Source organism: Streptomyces sp. NPDC055254 (assembly GCF_053606025.1).
Map to the genome: position 1 here is coordinate 45237 of NZ_JBSGQV010000016.1, position 19043 is coordinate 64279.

The 19043-nt window shown below is 73.2% G+C and carries 13 protein-coding genes; 3 read left to right on the plus strand and 10 right to left on the minus strand.

Translation table 11 applies throughout. The features are described from left to right. Positions 1-17: 17 nt before the first annotated feature. The 5 genes from ACWFQ8_RS17715 to ACWFQ8_RS17735 form a co-directional block, all read right to left on the minus strand. A complete protein-coding gene (locus tag ACWFQ8_RS17715; protein WP_453787152.1) occupies positions 18-794 on the minus strand; it encodes an amino acid ABC transporter ATP-binding protein in 777 nt (258 codons plus the stop codon). Further along, positions 791-1804: an amino acid ABC transporter permease gene (locus tag ACWFQ8_RS17720; RefSeq protein WP_453787153.1), complete on the minus strand. Its 1014-nt coding sequence runs from the start codon at positions 1802-1804 to the stop codon at positions 791-793. The genes ACWFQ8_RS17715 and ACWFQ8_RS17720 overlap by 4 nt, the downstream gene beginning before the upstream one ends. Before the next feature lie 354 nt (positions 1805-2158). Further along, positions 2159-3046, minus strand: coding sequence for an NlpC/P60 family protein (locus ACWFQ8_RS17725; RefSeq protein ID WP_453787154.1), 888 nt, complete (start codon positions 3044-3046; stop codon positions 2159-2161). Positions 3047-3202: 156 nt separating this feature from the next. After that, a complete protein-coding gene (locus ACWFQ8_RS17730; RefSeq protein ID WP_453787155.1) occupies positions 3203-7054 on the minus strand; it encodes an nSTAND1 domain-containing NTPase in 3852 nt (1283 codons plus the stop codon). A 156-nt stretch (positions 7055-7210) separates the two neighbouring features. After that, positions 7211-7576, minus strand: coding sequence for a hypothetical protein (locus ACWFQ8_RS17735; protein WP_453787156.1), 366 nt, complete (start codon positions 7574-7576; stop codon positions 7211-7213). Between the two features lie 416 nt (positions 7577-7992). Between ACWFQ8_RS17735 and ACWFQ8_RS17740 the strand changes: the two genes are divergently transcribed. After that, complete coding sequence (locus tag ACWFQ8_RS17740) at positions 7993-9069, plus strand: right-handed parallel beta-helix repeat-containing protein (protein ID WP_453787157.1); 1077 nt, start codon at positions 7993-7995, stop codon at positions 9067-9069. Positions 9070-9104: 35 nt separating this feature from the next. Continuing rightward, positions 9105-10196, plus strand: a complete 1092-nt coding sequence (locus tag ACWFQ8_RS17745) for a methyltransferase (RefSeq protein WP_453787158.1) — start codon at positions 9105-9107, stop codon at positions 10194-10196. 90 nt (positions 10197-10286) lie between these two features. Here the strand turns inward: ACWFQ8_RS17745 and ACWFQ8_RS17750 are convergent, their stop codons facing one another. Continuing rightward, entirely contained in the window at positions 10287-11498 is a 1212-nt protein-coding gene (locus ACWFQ8_RS17750; protein WP_453787159.1) for a SchA/CurD-like domain-containing protein, read from the minus strand. A 223-nt stretch (positions 11499-11721) separates the two neighbouring features. Between ACWFQ8_RS17750 and ACWFQ8_RS17755 the strand changes: the two genes are divergently transcribed. After that, entirely contained in the window at positions 11722-13356 is a 1635-nt protein-coding gene (locus tag ACWFQ8_RS17755; RefSeq protein WP_453787160.1) for an FAD-dependent oxidoreductase, read from the plus strand. A gap of 77 nt (positions 13357-13433) precedes the next feature. Here ACWFQ8_RS17755 and ACWFQ8_RS17760 read toward each other — a convergent pair whose 3' ends face one another. From ACWFQ8_RS17760 to ACWFQ8_RS17775, 4 genes are all read right to left on the minus strand, one after another. Next, on the minus strand, positions 13434-14078 hold the full coding sequence (locus ACWFQ8_RS17760; protein WP_453787161.1) for a TetR/AcrR family transcriptional regulator: 645 nt from the start codon (positions 14076-14078) through the stop codon (positions 13434-13436). Between the two features lie 114 nt (positions 14079-14192). Continuing rightward, positions 14193-16250, minus strand: coding sequence for a galactose-binding domain-containing protein (locus ACWFQ8_RS17765; protein ID WP_453787227.1), 2058 nt, complete (start codon positions 16248-16250; stop codon positions 14193-14195). Positions 16251-16478: 228 nt separating this feature from the next. After that, positions 16479-17753 (minus strand): serine hydrolase domain-containing protein, encoded by a 1275-nt coding sequence (locus tag ACWFQ8_RS17770; protein ID WP_453787162.1) that lies wholly within the window; start codon positions 17751-17753, stop codon positions 16479-16481. 301 nt (positions 17754-18054) lie between these two features. Next, the gene (locus ACWFQ8_RS17775) at positions 18055-19011 is read right to left on the minus strand and encodes an MASE1 domain-containing protein (RefSeq protein WP_453787163.1); all 957 of its coding nucleotides are present in this window, start codon (positions 19009-19011) and stop codon (positions 18055-18057) included. Positions 19012-19043 lie beyond the last annotated feature (32 nt).

Here is a 19043-nt window from a genome sequence, read left to right on the forward strand (position 1 = left end):
CACGGGGCTGCGGGGAGTCAGAGGACCTTGCTGAGGAACTCCCGGGTGCGGGGGTGGGCGGGGCGGTCCAGTACCTGCTCGGGCGGACCCTGCTCGACGACGCGTCCCTCGTGGAGGAAGACGACCTGGTCCGCCACCTCGCGGGCGAAACCGATCTCGTGCGTGACGATGACGAGGGTGGTGCCGCCGGTGGCCAGGTCCTTGATCACGGAGAGCACCTCGCCGACCAGCTCGGGGTCGAGCGCGGAGGTGGGCTCGTCGAAGAGGATGACCCCGGGCCGCAGGGCCAGCGCGCGGGCGATCGCCACCCGCTGCTGCTGGCCGCCCGACAGCTGCCGGGGGTAGGCGCCGGCCCGGTCGCCGAGTCCGACCCGCTCCAGCAACTCCCGGGCCGGTGTCACGGCCTCGGCGCGGGTCAGCCGGCCGGTGGCCACCGGGGCGGCGGAGACGTTCTCCAGCACGGTCAGGTGCGGGAACAGGTTGAAGTTCTGGAAGACGAAGCCGATCCGTGCGCGCTGCGCCAGGACCGCCCGCTCGGTCAGCTCCTTCAGCCGGGTGCCCTGCCGCTGTACGCCGATCAGCTCGCCGCCCACGCTGACGTGGCCGGCCCCCGGCTTCTCCAGGTGGTTGATCACGCGCAGCAGGGTGGACTTGCCGGAGCCGGAGCGCCCGAGGACCACGGTGACCGTGCCCGGCCGCACCGTCAGGCTGACTCCCTCCAGGACCCGCTGGGTGCCGAACCACTTGTGGACGTCGTGGATCTCGATCGCGGCGGGCCGCGCGGAGGTGGTCATCGGGCCGTCTCCTTCGGGAAGCGCGCCCGGAGGTCGCGCAGGCCCGCCAGGGCCCGCTGCAGGGGGGTGGGGGGCACGGCGCGCAGGGCGCCGCGCGCGTAGTGGCGCTCGACGTAGTACTGGACGACGGAGACGAGGCTCGTGAGGACCACGTACCAGAAGGTGGCCACGAGCAGCAGCGGGACCACATCGCCGGGGTAGGTGCTGCCCAGGCTCTGCACCGCGCCGAACAGGTCGAGCAAGGAGACGTAGAAGACCAGTGAGGTGGCCTTGACGAGGCCGAGCAGCTGGTTGACGTACGAGGGGACGACGGACCGCAGCGCCTGTGGGAAGACGATCCGGGCGAACTGGTGGCGCCGGGGCAGGCCGAGCGCGGCCGCCGCCTCGTGCTGGCCCTGGTCCACGGAGAGCACGCCGGCCCGTACCACCTCGGCCGCGTACGCGGCTTCGGCCAGGCTCAGCCCCACGACCGCGACGACCATGTCGGTGGCAAGCCGCGACTCCTCGAAGGTGAAGAAGGCGGGGCCGAAGGGGATCCCGATGCTCAGCGTCGGGTAGAGCGCGCTGAGGTTGTAGAGGAAGAGCAGGACGACGATGAGCGGCACCGACCGGAACAGCCAGATGTACGTCCAGCTCACCGAGCGGAGCACCGGGTTCGGGGAGAGCCGGCCGAGCGCGAGCAGGACGCCCCCGGCCAGGCCCAGGATCCCGCTGTACGCGGCCACCTGGAGGGTGATCAGCAGCCCTTCCAGGATGACCGGCCGGACGAACCAGTACGCGAAGCGGTCCCACTGGTAGAAGGGGTTGGTGACGAGCCCGTGGACGATCTGGGCGACGACCACCAGCACCACGGCGGTGGCGATCCACCGACCGGGCCGGCGCGGCGGGAGCACCCGCTCCGCCGGCCCGGGTGGCCCCGGCGGGGCGGTCGGTGCGGCGCGGACAAGGGATTCGGTCACGGACACTCCAGCGGCATTCGACAGCGCGAGGAATCGAAAAGCAGCGGTCATGCCGGACGGGAGAGGCCGCTGATGTCGTTATCTGCGGCGTAAGCTAGGCAGCCCGAGAAAGGGCTGTCAACGGTCTTCATATCGGTAACCGCGGAAGCGTGCGGCAATTTCATCCGCCGGACACATAACGCCTGCGGGTGAAATGAATCGGGGATTCCGCTCAGAGTCGGAGGATCTCCCGGGCGTCGTACCGGTAGGCGCGGAGAACGGAGTTCCGGGCGCCGCGCGAGGACTCCGGCACCACCGGGGCGACGTGCCGCACCGCTGCCGCCTGCCGGGCCCGGCCGCCGCGCGCACCCTGCTGGTCTCGAACGCGCAGGCCGCGGCGGCCCGGCCCCCGTAGCCTTCCGGGGTCTACCGGTCCTTGCAGGTGGGGACGTTGTCCAGCCAGGCGGGGCCCTGGATGTAGATGTTGGTGACCCACGCGCCGTAGTCCGGCAGGTAGGACCAGGCATCGTTGGTGTACCCCTCGGCGGTGACCGTCTCCGCGTGCTTCTGGCATTCGACGCGGATCGTCGTCGGCCCCGGGAAGGCGTAGACGCGCGCGGCCTTCGTGGACGGCTGCGCCTTGGTCCAGACGCCCGCGCCCCAGGTGCGGAAGACGGGGCCCGCCACCGGGCCGGGATCGATGCGGACCGCGCCGTAGTACCCATTTCCCAGCCGCACGTCACTGACCATCAGCTTCGTGCCCGACTGCTTGGCCTCCGCCATCCTGCCCGCGCCCAGGTAGATGGCGATGTGGCGGATGTGCTGCGAGGTGCCCCAGACCAGCAGGTCGCCGGGGAGCAGCGGGTCCAGGCCCTGAGCGGCCGTGAAGCGGCCCGCGGCGCGGTGCGTGTAGTACTGGGCGTCGGCCACCCCGTTCAGGATGTCGGACCCGGTGGCCTCCGCGTACGCGTGGCGGACCAGCCCCGAGCAGTCGAAGCCCAGCCGCTGCGGATCGTGTTCGCTCGCCGGGTCGCTCGGATCGACCATCCCGTACGTGGGACCGGGCTGCGGGCCGTGGCCGCCGCCCCAGGTGTACCAGACGTCCGCCGCGACCTGCGCGCACGCGGCGGCGACGGCCCGCTCGGCGGTCGGGGAGGCGCCGGGTGCCCGTACGGTGCAGATGTCGTCCGCGGCGGACACGGCGGTGGCGGACGCGGTCGGGGGTGCGCCGGTGGCGGTGGCGGCCTGCGCGGCCCAGAGGAGGAAGGCCAGTAACCCGGCGGCCGAGCCCATGAGTCCGGAACGGCGAAGCATGCGTGGACCTCGATTCGTGTCGCGGCGGTGCGTGGTGGAAGCAGCGTGCGGCCGGCGTGCCCCGTCCGGCGAGCGTCCGGCGGCGCCCCGTCACAACGGGCAACGGGCAACCTTCGGGGAAACCCCGGCCCACCTGGGCCTTTCGCCGACGCCCCGTCAGGGGCGGGGGCAGGCGCGGTCCACCGCCACCGGGAGGCCGGGGGCGAGCGCCGGACGATCCCGTGCACCGATGCCCTCAGCCAGCCGGCAGACCTCCCTCAGCCGGGCCCCGACGTCCAGGTCCCACAGCCGTACGGTGCCGTCCGTGCTGCTGCTGGCCACCGTCCGCCCGTCGGGGGAGAAGACCACGCCCCACACCGCGTTCGTGTGCCCGGCCAGCGCGGCCCTCGGCTCCCGCCCGGCCACGTCCCACAGCCGCACCGTCCGGTCGTTGCCGCTGCTCGCGAGCGTGCGGCCGTCGGGGGAGAAGGCGATGCCGCGCGCCGACCCGGTGTGCCCGGTCAGTGCCGCCCGGAGCCGGTGCCGCCTGGTGTCCCACAGGCGTACCGTCCCGTCGTTCCCGCTGCTCGCGAGCGTCCGGCCGTCCGGGCCGAACGCCACCCCCCGGACCGCCCCGGTGTGGCCGGAGAGCACGGCCAGCGACCGGCGCGTCGCCAGGTCCCACAACCGGACCGTCAGATCGTCGCCCGCGCTCGCCACGGTCCGCCCGTCGGGGCTGAACGCCACGTCGTTGACGAAGTCGGTGTGGCCCGTGAGACTGCCGAGCGGACGGCGCGCCGGCACGTCCCACAGGCCGACCGTGCCGTCGGAACCGGCCGAGGCCAGGGTCCGGCCGTCGGGGGAGAAGGCCACCGAGAACACCGTCCCGGCGTGCCCCGCGAGCGTGGCCGCCGGTGCGCGCGCGGCCACGTCCCACAGCCGCAGCGTCCCGTCGGAGCCGGCCGAGGCCAGGGTGCGGCCGTCGGGGGAGAAGGCCACGGAGAAGACCGTCTCGGTGTGTCCCGTGAAGGTCGTCAGGACCCGGCGGCCGGCCACGTCCCACAGCCGCACCGTGTGATCGGCTCCGGCCGTGGCCAGCAGCCTCCCGTCCGGGCTGTACGCGGCGTGCCAGATCTCGCTGAACGGGCGCGGGGCGAGCGCCGCGCCGTGCAGGTCCCACAGCACCACCGACTGGTCGAACCCGGCTGTGGCCAGCAGCGCCCCCTCCGGGTCCACGGCCACTCCGAGCACGTAGTCGGTGTGGCCGGCCAGCGTCGCCGCCGGCCGGCCGCCGCGCACGTCCCACAGCCGGGTCGTACCGTCGCCGCCCGCGCTGATGACCGTCGTCCCGTCCGGGGTGTAGGCGACGCCGTTGACGTCGTCGCTGTGCCCGGAGAGGGTCGCGGTCGTCCGGCGGCCGGCCACGTCCCACAGCCGCACCGTGCGGTCGATGCCGCCGGTGGCCAGGGTCAGGCCGTCCGGGGCGAACGCCGCGCCCAGCACCTCGTCCGTGTGCCCGGTGAGGACGCCCAGGGACGTCGCCCGCTCCGGGTCCCACAGCCGTACGGTCCGGTCCGCGCCGGCCGAGACCAGGGTCCGCCCGTCCCGTGCGTACGCCAGCGCGTTGACCTGTCCCGTGTGGCCGCGCAGCGAGGCCACGGCCCGGTGCTCCCCGGCGGCCTCCCACAGCTGGACCGACCCGTCGGGCGTCGCCACGGCGAGCGTCCGCCCGTCGGGGGCGAAGGCGACGGCCCGGGCGCCGACCGTGCTGTCGGGAAGCACCGCCGCCGTCCGGTGGCCGGCGGTGTCCCAGAGCCGGGCGGGCCCGGCCGTGGAGGTGGCCACCAGCGTCCGGCCGTCGGGGCTGAAGGCCACCGCGCGCACCCGGCCGGGCAGCGTCAGGGTGGCCGTCGTGCGGCGGTCCGCCGTCCGCCGCAGCGTCACGGTCCCGTCGGAACTGGCCGTGGCGAGCGTGCCGTTGTCCGGCGCGAAGGCCACCGCGTTGACGGGTCCGCCGTGTCCGGCGAGCCGGGCGACGAACGGCTGGGACTGCGTGCTCAGCAGCGCGCCCAGCGCCTCGCTCGTCGCCGAGGTCCGGTACGCCTGCGCGGCGAGGAGCAGCGAGCCCTCCGGCTGCCCGGCGGCCAGCGCCGCGGACTGGAGGGCGAGGGCCCGTGACCGCGCGACCCGCTCCTGGCCGAGCGCCCCCGAGCGCTGCTGGTACGCCAGGCCGCCGGCGCCCACCGCGAGGACGAGCAGGACGACGAGCGTGGCCAGCATGCGCTGCCGCAGCCGGACCTGGCGCCGGCCCTGCCGCTGCCGGGCATCCTCGGCGGCCCGGCTCGCCCGCAGGAAGGAGGCCTCCTGCGGTGCGAGCCGGCTGCGGCCGTCGAGTTCGTCGGCCCACGAGCGGGCGGTCTCCAGCCGGGTGCCGCGGTAGAGGGCCGAGGGGTCGTGCCCCTCGCGCTCCCACTCGGCGGCGGCGTGCGCGAGCTGCTGGTGGATCAGCAGGCCTGCCCGGTCCGCGTGGATCCAGCCGTGCAGCCGGGGCCAGGCGTGCAGCAGGGCCTCGTGGGTGATCTCCACGGTGTCGCTGCCCATGGTGACCAGCCGGGCCCGCACGAAGGCGTCGAGCGCGGCGGCGGCCCGGTCGTCCCCGGCGGCCGGCCGGCCCAGCAGGGCGGTGCGGCCGACGCGCCGCCGGGTGGCGCCCGTACCGTCGGCCACGTGGACCAGCCGCACCAGGACGCGGCGGATCGTCTTCTGCTCGGCCGGGTACAAGCGGGCGAAGACGGTCTCGGCCGTCCGTGCGACGGCGCCCTGGATGCCGCCGGTGTGCTCGTACCCGGCGACGGTCAGGGTGGCGCCCTCGCGGCGCTGCCAGGTCGCCCGCAGGGCGTGGGACACCAGGGGCAGCGCGCCGGACGGGGTGTGCCCGGCGTCGCGCACGAGCAGGGAGACCAGACCCGGTTCGAGCGTGAGGCCGGCGAGCTCCGCGGGCCGCGTGATCGACTCCCGCAGCTCGTCCACGGACATCGGCGGCAGGACGAACAGCCCGCCGGTGAACAACGCGGCCAGCTCCGGCAGGTCCAGGCAGCTGCCGGTGAAGTCGGCCCGTACGCCGAGTACCACGACGGCGGCGTCGGCGCCGCTCTCCGCCGGCCGTGCGGTCGCCACCTCGCACAGCACCCGTACGAAGGCGCGCCGCTCCTCCTCGTCGGAGCAGAGCGTGAACACCTCCTCGAACTGGTCGACGAGGAGGACCAGCCGGACCGGCGGGGGCGGAGGTCCTTCGGCGCCGGGCCCGCGGCCCGGCGCCGTCCGCCGCACCGCGTCGAGCAGGGCGCCCGGCCGGTCCCGCACCTCCCGCGCGCCCAGGCCGAGATCGCCGCCCAGGACCTCGGCGGTGCGCTCCAGCAGCTCCTGCAGCGGCTGCGCGCCGGGGGCGAACCGCACCACCGGCCAGGTGGCGGCCCCCGGCATGGGGAAGCCGCCGGGGCGCCGCAGGGCGGGTACCAGACCGGCGTCGAGCAGGGAGGACTTGCCGGCGCCCGATGGGGCGACGAGCATCAGCGGGCCGTTCCCGATCCGTTCGAAGACCCGCTCGACCAGTTCGGCCGTCGCGCGCTCCCGGCCGAAGAACCGCCCCGCGTCCTCGGCGGTGAAGGCCGCCAGGCCCGGGTAGGGGCACGCGTCGTCGGCCGGCGGTCCGCCCGCGCCGGGAGCGGCGCCGGCCGGCTCCGGGGCGCCGGGCGCCGGCTCCCGTTCCGCCACCAGCCGCAGGAGTCGGCCCTCCGCCCGCAGCACCTCGTCGCACCGGCGCGCGACGTCGGCGGTGGGGCGTTTGGAGCCGGTCTCGATCTTGCTCAGGTAGCCCTTGCTGTAGTGCGTCCGACGGGCCAGGTCGGCCAGCGACAGGCCGCGCTGCCCGCGCAATCGCCGTAGCTGCGCGGGAAAGGACACCACGGCGTCGTCGGCCGGTTCATGTCGGTGTTCGGTGTGGTCCCGGCGGTCCGGATCGTCGCCCAAAACATCCCCCTGGCACAGCGCACCCAGGCCGCGAGACGGCTCTGCCCAGGCTACAGCGGGGGGTCGGGCGCTCGACCGCTTCCGGGAGTGGTACGGCGGGCGCGGGACCGCCCGGGACCGCCCGGAGGCGGCCCCGGGCGGTCCCGGTGACGGGTGTTAAGGACGGTTCAGTCGGATGGAGTTGATGGGGCCGAGGTCGGCATACACGCCGGTGTGGGCGGGGATCACGTTGCCGCAGCCCGCGCCGTTGTAGCCGGTGCACAGGTTCGCACCGGCCCCGCCGGTCTGGTTGTTGAGCACCCAGTGGCGCCCGAACTGGTTGCTCAGATTGTGTGCCCCGTAGGCGTAGTAGATGTGCGTCGGCTTGACGGCCGGGTTCTGGTTCTCGGGATAGACGCAGACCGCGCCGTCCGGACAGCCGGCCCACGCGTCGGCCGGGGCCGACGTCGCCGTGCCGCTGAGCGCGATCACGGCGACGGCGGCGGTGGCGAGCGCGGCGGCGCCGCGGATCGTGTTGCGCATGATTTCCCCTTGAGGTCGTGCCTGGTGCGGACGGTTCAAGCCTGTCCCGGACCGGCACCGGGGTCGACGGGTTGACCGTTGCCCGTCCCGGCGGGACATCGGGAAACCCCTCGCGACCTGGGCGGTCCCGCAAGAGGAGGCAACGTGCCGCGGGCGGCGGCCTCCAGGGCCGGCCACGGGTGAGGCGCCCGGAACGTGTGCGGTGCCCCCGGCGGCCCCGAGGCCCCGACCGGCCCCCGCCCGGGCCGGCGTCCCGGGACCCCCGCCCGCCGGAGGGCCGGGAGCCGGCCGGGCTGATGCGCAGTCACCGCGGACCCACCCGTCCGGCCCCCGAAATGAATCCGTTTGGCGACGGGATGTATCCATCCGCTCACCATGTGTGGCGGGCGGCGCTGATCGCCCATAACTTCGGCATCGTGACGAACCGACAGCTCAAGCGCCTCGCATGCATCTCCGTCGTCCTGGCCGCAGGACTCGGCGCTACCGCGCCCTCCGCGTCCGCGGCCGGACACACGGTGTATCCCGGCGAATCGATCCAGAAAGCGGTGGACGCCGCGAAGCCGGGCGACAGCATCACGGTGTTGCCCGGCACCTACCGAGAGAACGTGCTGATCACCAAGAGCCTGACCCTGCGGGGGTCGGGGAAGCACACGGTGATCGCGCCTCCTTCCACCCCGCGGCCCGCGGCGCCCGCCCGCGCGGCCACCCCCTGCTCGCAGGCCGACTCCGGGATCTGCGTCATGGGCACGCCGGAGAAGACCGTCGACCGGGTCAGAATCCGGTCGCTGACCGTCTCCGGCTTCAAGCGCAACGGCATCTGGGCCTCGCGCACCGACCGGATGAGCGTCGAGCACGTGACGTCCGCGAACAACGGCACCTGGGGCATCGCCCAGGAGCGGTCCACCCGCGGGGTGTTCCGGGGCAACACCGCCCGCGACAACGCCGAGTCCGGCATCTTCATCGCGAACACCGTCGACCGGGAGGGCGGGGCCGTCGACACCCTCGGCGCCGTGGTCCGCGACAACGTCCTCACCGGGAACCGGATCGGAGCCACGATCAGGCGGGTCCGGAACCTCACCGTGAACAGCAACTCCGTCACCGGCAACTGCGGCGGGATCTTCGTCGTGGGCGACGAGGGCGAGCCGGGCGCCGGGGACATGACCATTCGGGGCAACCGGATCGTCAAGAACAACAAGTTCTGCAAGGGGAACAGCCGCCTCCCGGACATCCAGGGCGTCGGGATCGTCCTCACCGGCGCCGAGGAGACGGTCATCCGCGCGAACACCGTCCGGGACAACGTGGGCGCCTCGCCGCTGTCCGGCGGAATCCTGCTGTTCAAGAGCTTCGTGGGCGCCCAGAACACCGACAACGTGATCTCGGGCAACGACGTGATCGGCAACCTGCCGGCGGACCTGGCGAACAAGGGAGCCGGCACGGGCAACCGGTTCGTCGGCAACCGGTGCCGGACCTCCGAACCCGCGGGGATGTGCTGACCAGTGCTGTACGTGATCAGGAGAATCGAGGCCGCATGACCACGGTAAGCCCCACCCAGACCGCCACCCACACCCCTGCCGTGCACGTGCACCCCGCGACCGTCCAGCCCCCGCCGGCCATGCGGCTGCGCGAGCTGGTCTTCGGTGCGGCCTGCGCCGCGGCCGTCCGCGCGGCGGCCCGCCTCGCGGTGGCCGACGCCCTGGGGCAGTCCCCGGCCACCGCGACCGAGCTCGCCGAGGCCGTGCACTGCGACCCGAGGTCGCTGCACCGGCTGCTGCGCGCCCTGTCCTGCTACGGGATCTTCGCGGAGACCGAGGACGGCTCGTTCGTCCACACCGAGATGTCGCGGATGCTGCGCGAGGACGACCCGAACAGCCTGCGCCACATCGCCCTGTGGTGCACCGAGCCCTGGACCTGGCAGGCCTGGCCGAGGCTGGACGACGCCGTGCGCCGCGGCGGCAGCGTGTTCGAGGACGTGTACGGCAAGGGGTTCTTCGACTACCTGCACGAGGACGCGCACGAGTCGGCCCACGTGTTCAACCGGGCCATGACCACGTCGAGCGTGCAGTCGGCGCTCGACGTGGCCGAGCTCCTCGACCTCACGGGAGTGTCCCGCGTCGCGGACATCGGAGGCGGCCAGGGCCACGTCCTGGCAGGCCTGCTGGAGAAGCACCCCGCCGTGCGCGGCTTCCTCCTGGACCTGCCCGGCGTGGTGGCCAAGGCGGACGCCCGGCTGCTGGAGGGCGGCGCGCTCGCCGAGCGGGCGTCCGTCGTCCCCGGCGACTGCCGCGAGTCCATCCCGGTCGAGGCCGATCTGTACATCATCAAGAACATCCTGGAGTGGGACGACGACAGCACCCGCAGGACCCTGCGCAACGTCGTCGCCGCGGCCCGGCCCGGCGCCCGGGTCGTGGTCATCGAGAACCTCGTCGACGACACTCCGTCGATGAAGTTCACCACGGCGATGGACCTGCTCCTGCTGCTCAACGTCGGCGGCGCCAAGCACACCCGGGAGAGCCTCGTGACCCGCCTCGCGGACGCCGGCCTGCTGGTCGGCGAGGTGCGCCCCGTCAACGGGTACCTGCACGCCTTCGAATGCACCGTGCCCGGGTCCCTGCCCGGCTGACCCCGCCCGCACGCCGCGACGCCTCGAGCCCGGCGCACAGCCGGTCTCGGAGGCGTCGGCGCGTGGTCCCCGCGACGCCGCACGCGGCGGTCAGGCCCCCACGGGCGGACGCCGGTCGGTGATCAGGCGCATCGCGGAGCGCTCCACCACACGGGCGAGCTCCTCGTCGGTGGTGGGGACGCCGTCCTTGGCGCTGTCGAGCAACCGGGCCAGCACGGCCGCCTTGTGCCCGCCCTCGACCCCCAAGGTCAGGGCCGGACGGGCGTCGAGCGGTGCCCGCATGTCGAGCATCCGCACGACGAGGTCGTCGCGCTGGAAGACGGTACTGGCACGGATCGGGCCGGCCGGGTCGTCGACGGCCGCCTCGTCCTGCCGGGCGAGCAGCCGGGCCAGCGCCAGTCCGCACCCGTCCTTGGCCGGGTAGAGGAGCGCGTGCCGGCGCAGGTCCTCGGAGCCGCCCCCGCCCGACGCGACGTGGTGCACCGCCGGGAGCGCCGCCCGGGTGAAGAACATCCGGGCGGACCCCGGGTCGCCGAGGTCCCGGTCCTGCTCCAGGTACGGGTTGATGGCCTCCTCCAGGGCCATCACCTCCGGCTGGCGGGCCACGTGGCGCAGTGCCACCAGGAGGTCGCCCTCCACCTCGACCGCCCGCACGACCCGGTTGCCGTGCATGAAGAGGGAGGTGCGGCGCAGCCGGGTCCGGGCGTCGACCCGGGCCTGGGGGGAGGCGTATCCGGCCAGCAGCTCCGCGACGACGCCTTCGCTGCCCGGTTTGACGGTGAAGGTGAGGGCGTGGCGGACCACTCCGTCCCCCCGCCGGGGTGTGGCCCCCGGGCGGCCCCGGCGCTCTCCCGTCCGGGCCGCGCCGGGCGGGGCGCCGAACACGGTCTCGGCACGCGGGTCCGCGACGGCGAGCGGGCCGCCGCCGCCGTCGGCCGGCCCGGGCTGCGCCACGGGGCCCTTGCCCGTCTCCCGCATGACGCTGAAGCGCAGCGAGCGGGTGTCCCGTACGCAGCCGTGCAGCGGCTGGACGGTCGCCACGTGCTCCTCGCTGTTCAGCCAGGCCAGGAACGGCGGTGCGCTCTCCCATTCGCTGGTGATGAGCCACTGCGAGGGGTTCTCGATGGACTGGCACAGCTCGTCGCTGATGTGCCCGGGGACCGAGGCCACCTGCCTGCGCAGGTCCTCGTACACGTCCAGGAAGCGGTTCTGGGCGCCGTCGTACAGGTCCAGCAGCAGGACGACCCGAAGCCTGGAGCCGTCGAATGCGGACTGGGATATCCGTTCCGACAGGGTTGTCATCGTTCACACTCCTTCGAGACCACGCGGTCGCCACGTGCGTGGCGCGCAGGTCGTCGGTGGCATCCGCGAGGACGGTCCACCGGCGGACACGGTCGGCAGGCCCCCGAGACACGGTGGCGCCACCCGGTCCGATCGTTGTCCCGTAGTGCGATCGGCGCGAGAGGGGAGAACCATGCGGGTGAACGAGCGAGGGAACACCCCTCGCACAGGGCATGGAAGACTCATGAAGGAAAACGTCGACCACCGCGTGCCGGTCCTCATCGTGGGCGGCTCACTGGTGGGCCTGTGCACCTCGCTGTTCCTGGGCCGCCACGGCATCAGGCACCTGCTGGTCGAGAAGCACGCGGGCACTTCGGTGCACCCGCGCGGACGCGGTATCAACCTACGGACGATGGAGCTGTTCCGGGTCGCGGGGGTGGAGGCGCGGATCCGGGAGGCCGCCTCCGTGCTGGCCGACAACCACGGCATCCTGCAGGGCGGCTCCCTCACCGGCGAGGACCAGGAGTGGCTGTTCGAAGAGATCGACCCCGGAGGCGCCCTGGCGCGCTTCAGCCCCTCGTCGTGGTGTCTGTGCAGTCAGAACGACATCGAGCCGGTCCTGATGTCCGTGACGCCTTCCCTCGGCGCCGACCTGCGGTTCTCCACCGAACTGCTCTCTTTCGAGCCCGACGAGCGCGGGGTGACCGCGCGGGTGAAGAACCGGGACACCGGAGAGCACAGCACCATCCGCGCCGACTACCTCGTCGCCGCGGACGGCCCGCGCAGTCCCGTCCGGGAGCAGCTCGGCATCGACCAGAGCGGATCGGGCGCCCTGTTCCACAACGTCAGCATCACCTTCCGCTCCCGGGGGCTGGCGGGGATCGTCGGCGACCGGCGCTTCATCGTCTGCTACCTGACCTCGCCGGACGCCGACGGTGCGCTGCTGCCGGTCGACAACGCTGAGCGGTGGGTCTTCCACGCCCCCTGGCATCCCGACAGCGGCGAGACGCTGGACGACTTCACCGACGAGCGCTGCGTCGAACACATCCGCCGGGCGGTCGGCGCGCCCGGGCTGGACATCGAGATCACGGGCAAGGCGCCGTGGCACGCCGCGGAGCGGGTCGCCCGGCGGTACGGCGAGGGCCGGGTCTTCCTCGCCGGTGACTCCGCCCACGAGATGTCCCCCACCGGGGCGTTCGGCTCCAACACCGGCATCCAGGACGCGCACAACCTGGCCTGGAAGCTCGCCGCGGTGCTGGAGGGTTCGGCGGGCCAGGGCCTGCTGGGGACCTACGAGTCCGAACGCCTGCCGGTGGCACGGGCCACGAGCGAGCGGGCCTCGGCCCGCTCGGCGGAGCACAGCCATCCGGGGTACGAGCCCGCTCCCGCCGCGCGCGGCGGCGGCCGCCCGGGCGGGGTCCTGTCGGTGGCCATGGGTTACCGCTACAACGAGGGAGCCGTTCTCGGGACGGACCCCGAGCGGCCGGTCGTGCCGGACGGGCTGGACCTCTCGGGCGAGCCGGGCACGCGGGCGCCGCACATGTGGCTCCACGACGGCGGTGTCCAGAAGTCCACGATCGACCTGTACGAGCGGTCCTTCGTCCTGCTCAGCTCGGAGGGGACGCCGTGGCGGGAGGCCGCGCGGAGCCTGGCCGAGCAGCTGGGCGTGCGCCTGGAGGCGTACGCCGTCGGCACCGGTCCGGACGCCGACCTGGCCGCGCGGGACGGGGTCGACTGGGCCGAGGTCCACGGCGCCACCCCGGCCGGAGCGGTCCTCGTCCGCCCGGACGGCTTCGTGGCCTGGCGGTCCCCGGGGGCCGTGGAGGACGCCGAAGCGGTGCTCCACGAGGTGCTGGGGGCGCTGCTGCACCGGTCCTGAGGCCCCGTCGGGCCCACCGGCCTTCGCCGGCTCGTCCGCATACAGCTGCACGGCTGCACGGCTGCACGGCTGCACGGCTACGCGGCGGACCCCGCGGGCACCGTGACGGTGCCCGAGCGGTACTCCGGCTCCTCGCCGGCCAGACCCGCGACGTGGTCCGTGATCATGTCGAGGACGTCCGCCGCGGCCGTGTCGTTGCCGAGTACGAGGAAGTTGACGGTCAGGCCGTCGGTCATCGCGGCCAGATATCGGGCCAGCACGGGCACGGGCACGCGCAGCGCGAAACCCATGGTCCGGCGGAGTTGTTCGATCAGCTCGGTGTAGGTGTCCGAGTAGAGCTCGTACTGCCGCCGGGCCAGGTGCTCGAAGCCGGGCTGGCGCAGGGCGTACTGGGTCAGTTCGTACGTCAGCATGTGCTCACCGGGGTGCGCGACCACGTGGTCCCAGTAGGCCTGGAAGCCGGCCCGGACGGTCTCCCGGAGAGTGGCCCTGGGCCGGATCGCCTCCTTCACCACGGTGACGTAGTGATCGGTGATCGCCGTGATCACGGATTCCAGCAGCTCCTGCTTGGAGTCGAAGCAGTAGTGGAAGACGCTGAGCGACACGCCGGCCTCGGCGGCGATGGACCGGGTCGTCGTCCTGGCGACGCCGTCGCGGGTCATCGCGCGGATCGCCGCCTCGGTCAGCTGCCGGCGCCGGTCGGCCGACGGCATGCGTGCCATGGGTGCTCCGTTCCCTGCGGTGTCGGATCGTACGGGCCCGCCCGAGAGGGCCGGGGCCGGCCGGATCGCACGAGCTGATCCGGCCGGCCCCGGCCCCTGGTCCCCGCCGCGCCGTCAGCTGCTGTAGACGCCGACCTCGTGCAGGGAGTAGCCCCATTGAGTGCCGCGCTGCACTCCGTGGACGCGAACGTACCGGGCCGGCACACCGGTGAACAGCGCCGTGTCCAGACCGCCGTCGCCCGCCGTGGTGGACCACACGGACTGCCAGTTCGTTCCGTCCGCCGAGAGTTCGATGCGGTACGACTTCCCGTACGCCCGCTCCCAGTCGAGGGTGACCCGCTTGACCAGGTTCGGCGTCCCGAGGTCGATCCGGAGCCACTGGTCGTCGCTCCAGTCGCTCGCCCAGCGGGAGCCCCTGTTGCCGTCCACGGCCCGGTCCGGCGCGTAGCTCGTGAACGGGTTCCACTCGGCGGAGCCGGCGGAGGCTGCCGCACCCGCGGCGAGGTTCACCCCGGCCCTGTGCTTCTCGGAACCGCCCCAGGTGGTCAGGTAGGACTCGGCGCCCTTGAACAGGTCGTCCACCACGCCCTGGCCGCCGACGAGCCGGACGTCCTCGATCCAGTCCGGGACCAGGCCGTAGTGCGAGGCGCCGTCGGTGTTGAGGTCCCAGGTGCGCACGCCGGTGGTCTGCTTGTCGATCACGGACCCGCCGTCGGTGCTGCGGAAGGGGTAGCGCACCGGGTTGGGGGTGTCGGCGCCCCGGGGGCCGGGCCAGCCGCCCACGCCGTTCATGTCGGTGCCGTACCCGTAGCCGACGCCGTACTTGTCGCGCAGCGCGTCGGTGCGCCGGGCCTCGGCGCTGAACGCCTCGGCGCCGCTCATGTACTGGGCGATGAAGCCGCCGAGACGGTAGACCCGCTCGGTCCAGTCGAGGTCCATCCAACTGTGCGAGGAGATCACGCCGGGGTACGACTCGGATTCGAGGATGTCGAAGGCCCGGCCGGCGGCCTTGACGCTCATGTGGTCGATCTCCAGCATCATCTTGCGCTTCATCATGCCCCGCACCGCGTACTCGCCGAGCCCGGTGAGGCCCCGGGTGTTGCACTGCGCGTCCGCCGCGTACGAGGGGACCGACACGCCCGCCGGGAGCTCCTTCTGCGCCGCGGGCGCCGCCGCGATGCCGATGGGGTTGTCGTGCTGCGGGCCGGTGCACTTCTCGGTCTGCCAGAAGGTGCCGGTCGACAGGAACTGGCCCACGTTGATCGCGGTGCCGAGGGCGCCCTGGTCGAAGCGCACCCCGCACAGGGCGTTGTCGAACTTGTGGCACAGGAACATGCTGCGCACACCCAGTTGGTGCAGTTCGTCCAGACCCCGGTCGATGTCCTCCTTGCTGCACTGCGCGATGTCGAGGATCTGCTTGCAGCCGAACGGTTCCGAGGTCTCGACGCCGAGGACGACGGCCAGCTTGCCCTGCTCGACGACCTCCCGGGCCTGCGCCGAGTCGGTGACGATGCGGAACCAGCCCTTGCCCGGGCCGCCGTACATCTTGTCGATGTAGGCCTGCATGTCGTACGTCTTGCGCGCCTCCAGGCGGATGGCGGTCATCTCGTCGCAGCTGCGGTCCTTGAAGAAGTAGACCGAGCAGATCACGCCGTTGGTGACGAGGTCGTTGACGAGCACCCGCTGCCCGCCGCGCCAGGCCCGCTCGACCCAGGCGTAGTAGTTCTGCTGGTGAGTCAGCGAGTCGTGCGCGGGCCAGTCCTTGAAGGTCGGCCAGCCGTCCGGGTCGTGCTTGCCGTCGCCGCCCTTGGTGATGAAGTCGAAGATCGCGAGCGAGCCGTCGGGATAGTGCTCGGGGCAGTCCTTGAGCGCGTCGGCGACGCCCAGGTCGGAGAACGGCTTGCCGCAGATGAGCCGGCCGCCGAAGCCCTCGTTGGACATCAGGTGGTCGTGCGCGTCGACGAAGCCGCGTACCTTGCCCTGCGCGTCGGTCCCCTTGAAGGGCTCGCCGGTGACGTTGATGTCGGAGTCGGGCGCGGGCCGCGCGACCGGGTTCCACCAGCCGGGATCGGCCGCGGAGCTGGGCGCGGGGCCGAGCACCATGGCCACCACGGTGAGCAGGAACGACAGGACCGCTAGGTGTCTGAGCCTGTGGTGCGGGTGTCGGGTCATGGTCATCACTCACGTCTTCGGTCAGCGGATGGCGCGCGGTCGGGGGATCGGGACCCGTCGCGCCGGTCGGGACGAGGCGTCGGCCGCGTTCGACTTGTCATGACCCGCGCAAAGGGTACGGACGAGAATCGCCACTGGCGGCATCGGAGTCAAGGGTCCGGGACGGATGACCTGATGACGTATCAGTTTCCCGTCGCGCCGCGTGATCACGCCCTCCAGGGCGCCGGGTCAGCGGGCGCGCCGTTCGGGCAGGTCCATCTCCGCCGGGGCCGGCGCCACCGTGAAGCCGCGCGCGGTGGCCGGCGCGGCCCTCCCGCCGCAGAAGGCTGCTTCGAGCGTGCCGCCCAGGGCCGTGTTGGCCGTGCCCCTGTTCGAGGTGTTGGCCATGGCCGCGAGGCTGCGCCGGCCGTCCCGGGTGGCGAAGGCATAGGTGTAGAAGCCCTGCACGGTGCCGGTGTGCCCGTAGACCGACCTGCCGCAGGAGAGGTCGTAGCGGCGCAGACCGAGCCCGTAGTGCCGGGTGTTGGTGCCGTCGGTCGGACGGGTGGTGAGCATCGCGTCCAACATCCCGGGCGAGAGCAGCCGGCCGCCGAGCAGGGCGGACACGAAGGTGTTCAGATCGGCCGGGCTGGAGATCACCGCCCCGGCGGACTGGGCCCAGGAGGCCGTCTGCTCGGTGGAGTCGACCAGCGGTGCGCCGGTCTCGTCCGGGTGGAGGTAGCCGCGCGCGTGCAGGCCCCGGACGGCCGTGCGGGGGTGGACGTAGGAGGTGTCGCGCAGCTTCAACGGCTTGATGACGCGCCGCTGGTACTCCTCGGCCACCGGACGGTCGGTGGCCTTCTCGATGAGCATGCCGAGGACGACGAAGTTCGTGTTGGAGTACGAGTACGCGGCCCCGGGCTCGGTGGTCCTCGGCTCGGCCAGCGAGAGTTCGACGAGTTCGCGGTAGCCGAACACCTTGTTCCGTACGGCCTCGAAGCCCGGCACGGTCCGCTCGAACATGGCGTTGGTGTAGTCGGCCAGTCCGCTGCGGTGGTTCAGCAGGTGGCGCACGGTGATGCGGTCGTCGGGCAGCAGGCCCGGCAGGTGGCGGTTGACGGGCGCGTCCAGCGCGATCTTCCCTTCGGCCACCAACTGGAGCAGGACGACGGCGGTGAAGGTCTTGCTGACACTGCCGATCCGGAAGCGGGCCCGGGTGTCCATGGCGGAGCCGCTGCTCCGGTCGCGGACGCCGACGGCCCTGCTCAGGACGCCGTCGGGGCCGGTGAAGCGGGCCATGGCGCCCGGCGCTCCGGCGTCGGTCGTCTGACGCAGCGCCCGGGTCAGGGCTTCGGGATCGGGGCCCGCCGGCGGCGCGGGAGCCGGGGCCGCGACGGTCCGGCCGGCGGCGGGGACGGCGGCGGCGGGGGCGGTTCGGGCCGCGGCGGCGGGCGCCGTCGCGGCCAGCGCGGACAGCAGGGCGACGCTGACGGCCAGCCGCCGGGTCACGAGCAGGTGATTCACGGTGTTCCTCTGGTCAGTCGGTACGACGAGGGGCGGCTCGGCGCGCACGCGGCTGCCGGGAGCGGGCGGGTCGCACAGAGCGACCAAGAGCTTACGGAACGGAGGCGGCCCGATCGGACCGCGCGATCGTGCGCGAAGCCGGCCGAGGGCTGCGCGGACGGCAGTGCGCGCGGACGGCGGCGTCCGCCGACGGCTCGGCGGCGCGTGTCGCCGGCCGCCCACGGGCGACGGCGAGCCGCCGCCCGTTGTCCACCACCGCCGCGAAGCACCGCGCTCGGTACCCGGGCCCGCGCCGGGGTGCTCAGTTCTCCGGACGGCCCGGTGCGAGGCGCTCCACCACCTCGGCGAGGTCCTCGCAGACCTGCTCGATCTTCCGCCGCATGGCGTTCTGCTCCGCGACGAGCGCCGCCAGCAGCAGGGCCGTCAGGGCCGCGGCGCCGTTGAGGGCCTGCAGGTTGACCATGATCTCGAAGAGCGTGTGGCGGGCGAAGGGGCCGGTGCGGTCGGTCGCCGCCGAGATCGCCAGGACGGACACCAGCAGGGCGCACGGCGCGCTCCCCCCGAGCTGGAAGCGCACCGCCGCCCAGGTCAGCAGCGGGAACACGAGGAACAGCAGGGACAGGCTGCTCGTCCGGGTGGCCAGGAGGGTGATGACCACGGCGGTGACCGCCAGGACGGTGGCCTCCGCCACGCGGTAGCCGTCGCGGGGCACCCTGATCCGGCGCAGGACGAGCAGCACCGGTGTCACGACGAGCACCCCCATGGCGTCACCGGCCCACCAGGCCGCCCACACCGGCCAGAAACCGCTCGGGTCCAGGTCGCCGGTGAGGACCAGCATGCAGGCCCCGACCGTCGCGCTGACCAGCATGGGCAGCAGACCGCCCAGGAAGACCAGCGCCAGCCCGTCGCGCAACCGGTCCATCTCGACGCGGAAGCCGACCGCGCGGAGCAGCAGGTACGCGCACACCGGGCCGAGGGTGTTCCCGGCGAGGATGATCGTGTCGGCGGCGTCGAAGGTGCTGATGCGCTCGATCGTGAAGTAGGTGCCGAGAGCGATCCCGGGCCAGACCCGCAGTCCCAGGCGGAGCAGCGCCGCCACGGCGATGCCCGTCGGCAGCCACAGGGGCGTGACCGCGGCCCCGTCCAGTACCACCTGCTGGAGCAGGCCGATCCACCCGGCCGCGAAGTAGGCGACGGCGACGGCGAGGATCAGCAGAAGAGTCTCGGGCAGACGTCGCCATCCCTCGGTGCGCACCACAGCATGAGACAACAGTCCCGCCGTCCGGGCGG